We start from the raw sequence: 12,688 nt of genomic DNA, 5'->3' as shown, positions 1-12,688 counted from the left end.
TATTTGTACGTTGATTTGATGTTTAATTGTTAAATCTTTGAGCTGACACGCACAATCGCTATGTCCTTTCGCTCGGTAACAGCGATTTCTCCTGGCCGAGATAATCCTGTTCAAACACCTCCGGCGGCACCGCACGGGCGAACAGGAAACCCTGCAACACATCTACGTTCGCGGCGCGAAGCCATGAATATTGTTCTTCATTTTCAACGCCTTCGGCAACCATCTTCAGATTAAGGCTGCGCCCCAGCTGGATAATGGCCGCGACCATGCTGGCGTCTTCCGGCAGCGTATCGATAAAGATTTTATCAATCTTCAGAATATCGACCGGTACGGATTTCATATGTTGCAGCTGACGCAGTCCTGCATAGCCCATACCGAAGTCATCCAGCGCAATACGCACCCCGGCGTTACGCAGCGGGCGCAGGATCGCCACCGCCGCTTTCGGGTCGTCGATGCGGCGGCTTTCGGTCACTTCCAGCACCAGCGTGCCCGGCGCAATGCGGTAGCGGTCCAGCAGGGCCAGCATGTCAGAGACCATATCGTGATGCAGCAGCTGCAACGCGGAGATATTTACCGACAGCGGCAGCATGATATCGCGCGACTGCCACACCGCCAGCTGACGGCAGGCCTCCTCCAGCACCCAATGACCGACGGTGACCATCAGGCCACAGGACTCAATGCTGTCGATCAGATCGTTGGGTAACGCCCAGTTGCCGTCCTCCTGCCGCTGGCGCAGCAGCACCTCGGCGCTACAGACTTTACCGGTGAGGGTATCCACCTGCGGCTGGAGCCAGATAGAGAACTGTTGGGTATCCAGCGCCGTCAGAATATCGCTCTCTTCGGTCAGCCGTTTCTGCGCTTTGATCATCTGTTCGGGGTCAAAGAACTCAATCTGGTTTTTACCCTTACGCCGCGCGGTAAACGCGGCAGAGAGGGAACGACGGTAGAGCTGCTCTGCGGTCAGGCCATCGCTGGACATGGCGATCCCAATGCTGGCGCTCGGGCGCAGCTGGATGCCCTGCATCGGCAAGCGTTCATTCATAATAGTGAGTACTTGCTGACCTAATGTAATTGCGTGCCATGGTTCATTGATGCCATAGGCCAGAATGGCGAAGTCATAGCCGCTGACCTGCGCCAGCACCATACGCGGGGTGATCACCTGCTTAATCTTCTCGGCCAGCGTCAGCAGCAGCATCTCGCGCTGCGCCTCTTTCAGCACGCCCGCGGTGTCCTGCAAGGTTTCGCAGGCAATCGCCAGCAGCGCCACCGGCGTTTTACGCGCCTGGCTTTGTTCCAGCAGCCCCAGCAGGAACGCTTTGTTCGGCAAATCCGACACCGGGAAACGGGTCGATTGGCTGCTCAGTTCATCGTACTGGCGCATTAACGCCTGCTGATTACGGTTATAGCTACGGACCAGCGTGCCGATTTCATCGTCGTGGTGCAGGCGCGGCAGCGCCAGCTGATGCCCGATGCGGTCCGCGCCCGGCAGATCGTGAATCTCATAGGCGATACTGCGCAGCGGCCGGACGATGAGCCGGTTGATACACCAGGTCAGGGCGACGGTCAGAATCAACACCAGAAGGAAGTAAGCGGTCACTATCGTTGCCAGAGCGCTCATCACAAACTTATACATCCGCCAGGAGTCGGCCTGTAGCACTAGATAGGCCAGCGGCTGCGGGTTTGCCGGGCGTTCCAGCGAATAGAGCGGCAGCGAAATCTGCACCGGCAGCTCAAAAATACGGGTGATACTCACCGGGATCGGGCGCTCCGGGATAAAGCTCATGCGTAGCGCCTGAAACTGGTTTGGCAGCACCACGTCCGCGCGGCTGACAATACCCGATGGCTGGATGCGTCCGAGAATGGACTCGGCCTCCGGAATATCGGCCTTGAGGATAGCGGCGGAAAGGGGTTGGCGCACCGAACGTGCGATACTCTCTAATTGCGTAGCCGTGTTATAGCGATCCTGCTGGACAAAATGGAACAGCAAAATGAAGCAAAAGATGAACAAAAACAACATGGTGACAACAGCAACCATAGCCATTTGTTTTATAGTAAGTGAACGGCTGACGCGCAAAAGAGCTCTCCACAGGTACGAACGTATTGCTCAGGCATTGAGAATAACGAGGCTGGCGGCAAAGTCAAAACGGACTCTGGCGCGATAATTATAACCCGGCGTCAAGCCGGGTTATATAAGACGAATACCTATATCAGAATAGATGCCGTTACCAGTCGGCGTAAGGAACCAGCGGCTGCGGCGGCATATCGAGGTCACCCTGCCATCCGGCGGCGGAGTAACGCACGTACAGCAGCGCATGGCTTGGGGTATAGTCTTTCGCCTGCTGGATATCCACGCCCGCGCCGATAAACCAGTTGGAGGTTACGCGACGCTCAACGATGGCCCGCGCCGTGTAGCCGAAGCCCTGGCTACTGCCGCCGCCGTTGGTATCGTCGCTCGCGTCCTGCCTCCATTGTGACGGGATCAGGTTCATCAGCGGATAGCGCGGCTCGGTTTTGGTGCGCGAGTGCGACCAGGAGACGGAGCCGCCCAGCTCCCACGACCAGTTTTCCGTACGCTGACGCCAGTTCACCGGCACGGCGAAGGAGACGTACTCCTGCGGGCTATAGTAGCCGCCCTGGCCTAACGTATAGCCGCTCAGATCCTTCTGGTAGTGCCAAATCATGTTGTTCAGCCCGACGGTCACCCGGCGGTTGTTCTCATTGACGACCTTGTAGTAGTAACCGGTCATCCAGCGCACGCGCCAGTTGTCGGCAACGTTTTTACCGGTCAACTGGTCGCCGCTTAGCGAGGCCCAGACGCCGTTGGCTTCACCTTTATCGTAGCTCAGGCTCAGGCCGCCGCCGTTAGCGCGCACGCCGCCCCAGGTGGTGCCCGGATGTGCGCCGCTGCCGTTATCTTTCTGCCCGCCGAAGGCCAGCAGCGAGCTGGAAATGGGCCGACGGTGGGCGTTGAGCGTATAGCCCAGCGGGCCGAGATCGTTGCTGTAGCTCAGGCTACCGACCACGTCGACCACGTTAAAGCCAATCGGCGTGGTGCCGATGTCGGCGTTCCAGGTATCGTTCTTCCAGCCGACGGCGACGCTGGCGCCGCTGTCGCTCTGCCTGGTGGAGCCATTACAGCGGGCCAGGTCGCAGGTGCCCCACTGCTCATTATGGTAGCCATCTTTGTCGGTCGAGAAGCTGCCTGCATCCATATTCACCATATCAGAGCGGAAGAACATTCGTCCGTCGGCGAGCGGCGCATCCACCTGCAGCATGGTGGTGTGTGCTTTCAGATCGGAATAGCCGCCCGTGCCGCTGGATCCCCAGAAATCGTGCTCCAGCGTGACGTTCAAATCCTGCTGGCGATAAAGATCCGCCGCATCGCTGCGCACGCCGCGCTTCAGCCAGTCATCTTTTTCATCGTTGCGCGTCAGGCGGGTAAAGGTGTCGTTATCCTGCGGCCGCGTTGGCGAAATCTCCGCCGCCACCATCGCGTCTTTGTAGGTCTCCAGCGCCTGTTGCGGGTTGCCGCCCTGCGCCTGATAGCGCGCCGCGTCACGCAGCACCATCGCGCTTTCCATGGATGGCGGCTGTGCTTTTGCCTGCGGCACGATGGCGGTCAGCATTTTCTGCGCGGTCTCGGTGTCGCCCAGCTGCGCGCTGACCAGCGCAATCCGGCGCTGGGTGTTAAGCGAGCGCTCACCTTCGGCAGGCAGCTCGGCTAGCTGCTGGCGCGCGGCAAACCGGTTGCCGTCGGCGGCGTAGACCTCCGCCAGCCCCAGATGGGCATCTTCGTTCTGGGGATCTTTCGCCAGCACCGCGTTGTATTCGGCCAGCGCCGTGGCGTTATCGCCGCGCTGCTGCGCCCAATCGGCGAGCGTTGAATGGATGCGCGGGGATTCCGGCTGCTGCTTGAGCAGCGCAATCGCCTGCGCCTCTTGCCCGCCGTCGCGCAGACGGTTGGCCTGGGCAAGCAGCTGGTCGCTGCGCAGACGCTGGTCCAGCTCGCGAATGTTATCGGTCCACTGCGACGTCGGCAGCGCGGCCAGATGCGTTAACGCCGCCGGGTCCTGGCCGTTGCCGGAGAGATACAGTCCGTAGGCGTACACCTGTTCGGCGTCGGTCGGTTTCTTATGTGCCAGGTTGAGCATCAGGCGGTCGGCTTCGCCGCGCTGCCCGGCGCTCACCAGATCGCGGGAGAGACGATAGGTGATCCAGACATCGTCCGGCGATAGCGCCAGACGCTGACGCTGTAACGCCGCCGCCTGCGCCCACTCGCCGCGATTTTCCAGCGCTTCCGCCTGCTGCGAAAGTCGGTCATTGGTCAGGCTGCGTTCAATATCATCGATGCTACGACGCTGGCTGGCCGAAAGGCCGTTAATAAACGCGGTGGCTTTTTCCGGCGACTCGTCGCGGTAGATGTTCGCCAGCCCGCGCACCGCGCCGCTGTTACTGCGGTCCAGACGCAGCGCCTGCTGGTAGTAACGCTCGGCCGCGGCGGTATCTTTACGCGCTATCGCCACGTCGCCCAGCCCCTGCACCGCATAGCTGTCGGTGGCATCCAGCTTACGCGCCTGCTGGTAGAAACTCTGTGCCTGCGCCAGATTGTTGGCCTTCAGCGCCGCGTCGCCTTTGCGGATCAGCGGCCAGTACAGCTCCCAGGTTTGCGGTTTGTTCGCTTCCGCTTCGGCCTCTTTGGCCTTCGCAAGGAACACCGGATCCGCCAGCTGTTTTTGCTGCTCGGCCAGCAGCGCGCGGGCGCTGTCCGCCGACTCGCCGCTGGTAAAAATTAGCAGGTAACGCTGCAGCGCCTGCACGCTTGATGGGCTGGCTGGTTGACTCTTAATGGCGTTGAACCACAGATCGCTCGCCGGACCGCGACCGCCCGCGGATTTCGCCATCTGCTCCAGTACGGCAAACGCCGCATCGCGCTGGTTATCAGCCAGCAGCGTATTGGCCAGCGTCATTTGCAGGCCGACGTTGCCGGGGTTCTGCCGGTTCAGCGCCTGCAGATGTTTGAGCGCTTCGTCATGCCGGGCGGGCAGTTTCGCCACCGCCGTCCAGTATTCCACGGCATAGTCACCGTCCGGCGGCGGGCCATTAAAGGCTTTTTCATATTCGGCCAGCGCTTCCGGCACGTGACCGGTGGTGGCCAGCAGGCGCGCCTGCTGCAGCGACTGACGCCCGGCATCGGTGTTCAGGCCGATTTCCACGCGTGAGGCGTTATATTCCGCCGAGTTCGGCGCCGCCTGCGCCAGCTTTTTCAACTGCTGCTGCGCGCCGGCGGTATCGCCCTGACGCAGCATATAGCGCAGGCGAGCCGCCAGCACTTTGGGATTATTGGGGTTAATCAACTCCAGTCGGTACAGCGACTGCTGCACCAGATCCTCACGCTTGCTGGCTTCGCCAAGGCGCACCTGGTTGAGCAACTGCTCTTCCGCCGAGGTTTCCGCATAGAGCGGCTGTACCAGCGATAGGCCCAGAGAGAGGGTGAGTAAACTTAGTGTGAACTTGCGCATTCCTGGCCCCAGTCAGGTAGTAATTCGCCGCGGGCGCTGAAGCGAAAACGGTGTTGATCCCAGCCCTGGCCAAAGAGGGCCAGAACATAACTATAGTAAGCATCCGCGCCGGGAAATTGGTCGGTAACGCGCTGGCGCTGAACGGCCTGAGCGTCACGATCCTGTAAGAATGGCAGCAGTGAAGCGGAAAAACCGACCGGGCCATCGCCGGTCACCTTCCCGGTGGCAATCGCCACTTTTTCCGGGGGAAGCCCGTGCCTGGCGGTCTGCGCCGCCATGGGGTTAAAGCGTTTTAGCAGGCGCGCTTTTTGCGGGTCCGCGTCGTGCATCATCCCGACCCACAGATAGACGCGAATAGCGTCATAGCTGCCCACCACGTTCGCATCTTTCAACTGCCAGCCTTTCGCTTTTTCATAGCTCACCCAGTCAGGTGAGAAGCCTTTCGGCGCGGTATCGAGCAGCAGCTTGAGGTTAGTTTCGCGCAGTGTCGTCCACGGCTCGCCGAAGCGGCTAAAGTACTGCGCCACCTGCGGCGGGAAGTAGCTTGGGTTAAAGCGCCAGCGCGTCTCTTCGGCAAAGCCGACGCGACCCGGCAGCAGCATCAGCCCCAGCCCTGGCACCTTCACCACTTCATCGGCGGCAATCTTCGCCAGCAGCGCTTTGCCGGTGGCGGCGTAGTCGTCATTTTTCCACAGCCGGCCAGCCTCCAGCAGCGCCCAGGCAATCCAGATGTCGGAGTCGGAAGCGGAATTGCTGTCCAGCACCGTCCACTCGTCGGCGCTCTTTTTACCCCACAGCCAGGCCGGTAAATGCTCGCGCATCGAACCCTGCGCCAGATTGTTCTGCGTCCAGCTATACAGGGTGGCGAACATCTGGCGATCGTTGGCCGCCAGGGCAAAGAACAGCGCGTAGCTTTGCCCTTCGGAGGTGGTGATTTTGCGGGAATCGCTGGGATCGATCACGCGCCCTTCCGCGCTTACGTAGTCCTTTTTAAACTGCTCCCAGGCCGGCCAGTCACAGGCGGCCTGTACCTGGCCGCCGAGAGCGCACAGCAGAACGATCCAGCTCAGCATTTTCATCGTGGCTTACTCGTCTTCCGGATCCAAACGACGGCGGCTGATGATACGCAGCAGACGCCACAGCACCCACGCCAGCAGCACGATGCTGATCGCCGCAAAGATAGCCAGCAGCACCGGATGGTTGGAGAGCGCGAACCAGACGCGTTCAAACCACGGCAGGTGGCCGACGTAGTAGATATCCCCCACGCGCAGGCTGCTGACGCCGGATTCACGAATCACCGACACCGAGCCAAACATCGCCGCGCGTTTGCCGCTGTCGTTCAGCGCGCCGTTCAGCAGCGTGTAGCCTCTGTCGCTATCGGCCAGCAGCGCCACCACGCTACGCTGTTTATGATACGGCGATTCAAAGCCTACCACCGCCGCCATCGGGCCGGAGGAGGTGATGCCGGTCTGCACGCTGGCCTGACGGTCATCCTCATCCATATAGATGCTCGGCAGGTCGTGGTGACGCACCGGCGTTTTCACCCAGCTTTGGGTGGCGTTCACCAGCAGGTCGATATGTTTATCGTCCTTCAGCTGCTGCGGAATGGAGCCAATCAGCAGCAGGTCGGCGTCTTTACTCTTAATCTGGCTGCCGTCATCGACAATGGTCATGCTCGTCCCGGCAAGGCCGGTCTGACCGCCGACCACGCCCACGGTGTTCAGCAGCGTGCTGATCTGGGCTTCCGACGGCGTCTTCGGCATCACGATAACCGTATCGGACAGGTCCGCCATGCGGGTGAACGGGAAGCCCGCATTGGCAAAGGTGCGTAAATCCGGCATCGGCAGGAAGTGATAGTAGTTTGAGAAGTCGATCGTCGAGTCGTCGCCAATCACCACATGGTTCTGCACCGGCTGGAAGGTAACGCAGTTCTCCACCGTACCGCCCGGCATTGGGTTCATATACTGGAAGTCAAAACGCAGCTGGTTCATTGCGCCCAGACGCAGCGCGGGAATGCTGACGTCATTCTTGCCGTCCAACAGCCCCTGCAGCACCGGCAGGCGCAGCATCAGCTTGTTGACATCCTGGGTACTGTCCAGGTTAAACGACTGCAGGAACTGGTTGTTGAGGCTGATGTCCATCCGCGAGCTGTCTTTCACCGGCGGCATGGTGTAGCGATACTTGAGGTCCATATCAATGCCGGTGCTGCGCATCAGGTACAGGTCCGGCGGTAGGTTCAGCGACAGGTTGATTGACGCGGGTTCCAGCCCGGTAGACTGAAGCTGCTGCTCATAGGTTTTCAGCTCGCCGAAGGTGACCGGACGGTCGGTACGCACCCAGTTCGGCGCATCGTACGGCACGCGCGGCAGCAGCGGCTTCACTTCATCAACGGTGACGCTATCGCCACGGAACAGGATATTACCCGACGCAATCCCCTGCGCGGCCTGCAGCAAGTCTTTATCATCGCGGCCAAACACTACCAGCAGCTTCACGTACGGGTTGTTCGGGTGGTCGATCATTTCGATCGTCGGCGCGTTTACCGCCGGGTGTTCGCGCAGGAAGTCCGGGCGACGATCGTTGGTCGCAAAGACGATCGCGTTACGCTCCGGCAGCGTGTTAAACAGCACCGGGAAATTCTGCCCACGCCAGCCCGCCTTCGCGCCAAACCACGAGGCAATAATCCCCGCCGCCTGCTGCTGTTGCAGGTCTGGTGAAGCGGCAAAGACCATCGGCAGTTCCAGCGTGCGGTTGTCGCGCGCGTCAAAGAACGGCACCGGGAAGTGCGAGAGATCGTTACGAACCTTCAGCGACTGGTAGGTTAAATCCAGCGAGCTGTTACGGGCGACGTCCAGCCAGACGGTATTGTTCGCCGGGTTTTCGCACACGTCGCGATAGTGGCCGATAAACTCGAGGCGCACGCGGTTAAAATCGGTGATATACAGCGGATCGACCGCCACCTGCGCCGTGACCTTTTTCCCCAGCTGCTCTTTGGTGACCGGCAGTACGTCCATCAGCTCATCGTTCAGATACACCTTCAGCTGCGAGGTGATCGGCAGCAGCGACGGCGACGGCGTGTAGGTCAGATTCAGCAGCGCCTTCGACACCACTTCGTCGCTGCGCATACCAAACTCCACGCCACCGTTCGGATTGGAGCCGCGCAGCACCAGGCTACCGGGCGGCGGCGCTATCTGGGCGAAAGAAAGCTTTACGTCACGGCTTGGCGCGTCTTCCACCACCACCGGCGCGGCCTCAGGCGTCGCAACCGCCGCTGGGTCTGCGGCATCCGGTTGAACGGTCGGTGCCACCGACACTTCTGGCGTCGGTTCTGAATGCGTCGTGAGCGGCAGTAAACTGCCCATCCCCATCGCCACTGCACAAATCCAGGAAAGGTTTCTTTTCATCGCATAATCATCATTATTGTTGAGCCAAAGCCGATAGCGGATGCTCGATCACCGCCTCACGTTCCGGACGACGCGGTACAAATGAGGCCACCCACGCCACCAGCAGGGTGAGTGACCGGAAAATTTCCTTCGCCACCGGCGGCGCAAACTCGGCCAGGTGACGGTAACCACGGAACCCTAACTTCAGAATATCGAACAGACTTTCCAGCGGTTTATCTTCCGGGAAGCTGTCCTGCCACAGCGCCCACGTATCCGCGCGCGCAAAGGTACACTGTACAAAGTCGATATGCTGACGGGTGCTCATCGGCAGCAGCTTGAGGCCCACTTCGCTGCCCAGCACGCGCACTACCTGCGTCGGGAAGACGTACTCCTGCTGGCCGCGTTTCAGCAGCAAATTCACCTTTTGCTCTTCCAGCACCTGGGCGTCGCCGTTGATGCGAATCCCCACGCCGCCGTCGGAAAAGTCGTGCACCGTACAGGAGAAGAGATGGCCGTCTTCGCGGGCAATCGCCCCCGGCATTTTGATTTCCACGCGGTGCGAACGGCGTACCTGCTTGCTCTCCACCGACACGGCCACCGCGCCGCCGAGGATAATCAGGTTGTAGAACACCCACACCAGGCTTATCCACACGGTGAGAATTTCATTCTCCGGGCCGTACATGTAGCGCCAGATACCGAACGCCACGCCCACCAGGTTGAGCAGCACGAGGAAGATATACGGCCGGGAGATAACCCAGTCGACGTACTCCTCTTCCACCAGCCCGCCCTTGGCGGTCACGTTGAATTTGCCTTTATGCGGGTTAAACAGCGCCACCATGGTCGGCGGAGCGATGTACCAGGCCAGCACCGTTTCATAGATTTCACTCCAGAAGGAGTGGCGATATTTCCCCTGAATCTTCGAGTTGGTGAGGCTGGCGTGGATCATGTGCGGCAGCACGAACAGCGCAATCATCAGCGCCGGGGCGTAGATGATGTAAGCGTGCAGCAGCAGGAAGGCCAGCGGCGCGGTCAGGAAGATCAGCCGCGGCACGCCGGATAAGAAGTGGAACATGGCGTTGAGATAGCACAGCCGCTGCGGCAGCTTCAGCCCTTTACCAAACAGCGGGTTATCGAGGCGGAAGATCTGCACCATCCCGCGCGCCCAGCGGATACGCTGGCCGATATGCGCCGACAGGCTTTCCGTTGCCAGCCCCGCCGCCTGCGGCAGACGCATATAGGCGGAGGTGTAGCCACGGCGGTGCAGACGCAGCGAGGTATGCGCATCCTCGGTAACGGTTTCAACGGCGATGCCGCCAATTTCGTCCAGCGGCTTACGGCGGATGACCGCACAGGAGCCGCAGAAGAAGGTGGCGTCCCACATGTCGTTACCGTCCTGCACCAGGCCGTAGAACAGCGTGCCTTCGTTCGGCGTCTTACGGAAACGGCCGAGGTTACGTTCAAACGGGTCCGGCGAAAAGAAGTGGTGCGGCGTCTGCATCATCGCCAGCTTTTTGTCCTTCAGGAACCAGCCCATGGTCATCTGCAGGAACGAGCGGGTCGGCACGTGGTCACAGTCGAAGATCGACACAAACTCGCCCTTCGCCAGCTTCAGCGCATTGTTGATGTTCCCCGCTTTTGCATGTTCATGCGTAGTACGCGCCACGTACTCCACGCCAACGTCTTTGGCAAACTGCCGAAACGCTTCGCGGCCGCCATCGTCGAGGATCCAGATTTTGACCTTATCTTTCGGCCAGTCGATGCCGAGCGACGCGTAAACGGTATTTTTCACCACGTTCAGATCTTCGTTGTAGGTCGGCACGAAGATATCGACCGTCGGCCATTCGTTCATGTCTTTCGGCAGCGGTACCGGATGACGGTTCAGCGGCCAGACCACCTGGAAGTAGCCCAGCACCAGCACTATCCAGGCGTAGGTTTCCGCAAATAACAGGATCAGGCCGCATACCAGGCTTACCGGATCGTTCCAGTTCAGCGTCGAGGTGTAGCGCCACCAGATGTAGCGGCAGGAGACCGTCAGCGACAGGACGATCAGCATCAGCGCGGAGAAGCGGCCCGGAATGCGGCGCACCAGCAGGGCCACGCCCCACAGCAGCATCAGGAAAATAAACTGTGAAATCGGGTTAAACGGCTGAGTGATACAGACCAGCGCCAGCAGCAACGACAGCACAACGGCGACGCCAAGCACCACCCGGCGCAGTTTGGGGTTCAGGTGCGCCAGCTCTTTTTTATTATCAAGATGCCCGGTTTGCGCATTGATGCGGCCGGGCAGCGATTCCGCCCACTGGTTGTAGCGCTCGCGCAGGCGATCGACGCCCGCCAGCGGCCGCCAGGCGACGGCACGGCGCGTTTCCGGCGGCTTGCTGATGATAAGCCAAAGCGCCTGCAGCACGTAGCGCAGCGGATCTAACGGCCGGGGGCGAGCAAAGCGAATATGCGGAAACAGTTCTTCCTGTCGCGCCTGTAACGCCTGCCAGCGCGAATTTTCCAGCGGTAAAAACATCCACGCCAGCCCTACCCACAGGCAGGCCAGCGTCGCGGCGAGCCAGGACGAGCCGGCGCGCCGATAGCCAACGTAGCGCGCGCGTATCTGCGCGTACACCGGCGGGACGAAGATCCAGCTGCTGAGGCGAATCATGATTCGCTCTCTTCCGCCGGGTGCCGACCGGCATAATGCATCAGGCACCAGTTGGCGAGCGTGATCATTTCTTCAGAGGCCAGGGAGTCGTGGCGATACTCGCCCAGCGGCTGCTTGCTGGCGAGGCTCTCCGCCATCGCTTCATCGCGATGCACCACCACCGGCAGCAGGCGGCGCTGCGTTTGCAGCCAGACCTGATACAGATCTTCCTGCAACGGGCTGCTCATCCGCAGGCCGTTCAGCAGAATGTGGGTATTGGCCGGCAGCGGCTGCTGATGCAGGCGAATATGGCAGTTGGCGTCGGGTTTAACGATAGTCAGGGTGTAATGGCAGGCTTCGACAAGAGAAGGCGTCCAGGGGTAGAAACCGTGCGGCAGGTCGATGAGGATCCACTGGTAGCGCCCCTCACGTTCCAGCGTCTGGGCAATGGTGGCAATAATCGACAGCGCCTCGCTGAGAGCGCCGACGTTTTGCTGTTCACCGGGGTGCAGCTTGCCGAACGGCAATACATCGATTTGCGAGGTATAGCGCAGCGCGGTATCGCGCCAGTCTTTGCCGTCCAGCACCGCGCGCGCCCAGCCGCTGTCGCGAGCGATATCATCATTGAATGACAGGCGCAGCATATTGTCGGGGCAGGCATCGATAACCAACACCGACTCCCCGAGCAGCTGTAATGACCATGCCAGGGCCGCCGTGATTGACGTGGTACCTACGCCACCCCGCACGCCCTGTAATCCCAGAATAGCCATCAGGCTTCCTTATTCTTGTTCGGCTTTTTGTTCTGCAAACTCAGACAGCAGCGGCCATCGCTTAAACGCCGCCGCTAATTTTTCACGCTGGGAAATATCAGTGTAATCTATATTGGGTAGAGAGAAAGCCCGGCTCAATGCGAGAAAATCATTCTGGAAAGTGTAACCGAGTTGCGAATCAACTGATGTCATAGGTTCGTTATCTGGCATTTTTTTACTCCCTCTGAAATCAAAGTACGAATGCGCCGTATCTCTCGAATGGCAACCTTTCCATGAAATTCGTTTATACTCATCATACTTTTGATGGCAGATGAGCACTTCCACTTCTACTCATTTTAGCCACATAGTTATGCAATTTTCAGGGGATTTACTCACTTATCGCCTGGC

7 protein-coding genes are annotated in these 12,688 nt (G+C 59.9%); all 7 read right to left on the bottom strand.

Annotation, left to right across the window (positions count from 1 at the left end; all coding sequences use genetic code 11):
• Window positions 1–58 precede the first annotated feature (58 nt).
• A complete protein-coding gene (hmsP, locus tag ACK5JN_RS04805; RefSeq protein WP_416869103.1) occupies window positions 59–2,074 on the bottom strand; it encodes a biofilm formation regulator HmsP in 2,016 nt (671 codons plus the stop codon).
• Between the two features lie 148 nt (window positions 2,075–2,222).
• A complete protein-coding gene (gene bcsC, locus ACK5JN_RS04800; protein ID WP_416869102.1) occupies window positions 2,223–5,519 on the bottom strand; it encodes a cellulose synthase complex outer membrane protein BcsC in 3,297 nt (1,098 codons plus the stop codon).
• Window positions 5,501–6,598: a cellulose synthase complex periplasmic endoglucanase BcsZ gene (bcsZ, locus tag ACK5JN_RS04795; protein WP_416869101.1), complete on the bottom strand. Its 1,098-nt coding sequence runs from the start codon at window positions 6,596–6,598 to the stop codon at window positions 5,501–5,503. The genes bcsC and bcsZ overlap by 19 nt, the downstream gene beginning before the upstream one ends.
• Window positions 6,599–6,604: 6 nt before the next feature.
• The gene (gene bcsB, locus ACK5JN_RS04790; RefSeq protein WP_416869100.1) at window positions 6,605–8,920 is read right to left on the bottom strand and encodes a cellulose biosynthesis cyclic di-GMP-binding regulatory protein BcsB; all 2,316 of its coding nucleotides are present in this window, start codon (window positions 8,918–8,920) and stop codon (window positions 6,605–6,607) included.
• Between the two features lie 13 nt (window positions 8,921–8,933).
• Complete coding sequence (gene bcsA / locus ACK5JN_RS04785) at window positions 8,934–11,552, bottom strand: UDP-forming cellulose synthase catalytic subunit (RefSeq protein ID WP_416869099.1); 2,619 nt, start codon at window positions 11,550–11,552, stop codon at window positions 8,934–8,936.
• Window positions 11,549–12,301, bottom strand: a complete 753-nt coding sequence (gene bcsQ / locus ACK5JN_RS04780; RefSeq protein ID WP_416869098.1) for a cellulose biosynthesis protein BcsQ — start codon at window positions 12,299–12,301, stop codon at window positions 11,549–11,551. The genes bcsA and bcsQ overlap by 4 nt, the downstream gene beginning before the upstream one ends.
• 9 nt (window positions 12,302–12,310) lie before the next feature.
• A complete protein-coding gene (bcsR, locus tag ACK5JN_RS04775) occupies window positions 12,311–12,511 on the bottom strand; it encodes a cellulose biosynthesis protein BcsR (protein WP_416869097.1) in 201 nt (66 codons plus the stop codon).
• Window positions 12,512–12,688 lie beyond the last annotated feature (177 nt).

It is taken from the genome of Kluyvera sp. (assembly GCF_047971185.1).
GTDB lineage: Bacteria > Pseudomonadota > Gammaproteobacteria > Enterobacterales > Enterobacteriaceae > Kluyvera.
The sequence above is the reverse complement of the archived record's forward strand: the minus strand, read 5'-3'. Positions and strand labels throughout refer to the sequence as shown.

Excerpts from the sequence above, each read along its gene's own strand:
- bcsC (WP_416869102.1), bottom strand. The coding sequence starts at position 5,519 with ATGCGCAAGTTCACACTAAGTTTACTCACCCTCTCTCTGGGCCTATCG.
- bcsZ (WP_416869101.1), bottom strand. The coding sequence starts at position 6,598 with ATGAAAATGCTGAGCTGGATCGTTCTGCTGTGCGCTCTCGGCGGCCAG.
- bcsB (WP_416869100.1), bottom strand. The coding sequence starts at position 8,920 with ATGAAAAGAAACCTTTCCTGGATTTGTGCAGTGGCGATGGGGATGGGC.
- bcsA (WP_416869099.1), bottom strand. The coding sequence starts at position 11,552 with ATGATTCGCCTCAGCAGCTGGATCTTCGTCCCGCCGGTGTACGCGCAG.
- bcsQ (WP_416869098.1), bottom strand. The coding sequence starts at position 12,301 with ATGGCTATTCTGGGATTACAGGGCGTGCGGGGTGGCGTAGGTACCACG.
- bcsR (WP_416869097.1), bottom strand. The coding sequence starts at position 12,511 with ATGCCAGATAACGAACCTATGACATCAGTTGATTCGCAACTCGGTTAC.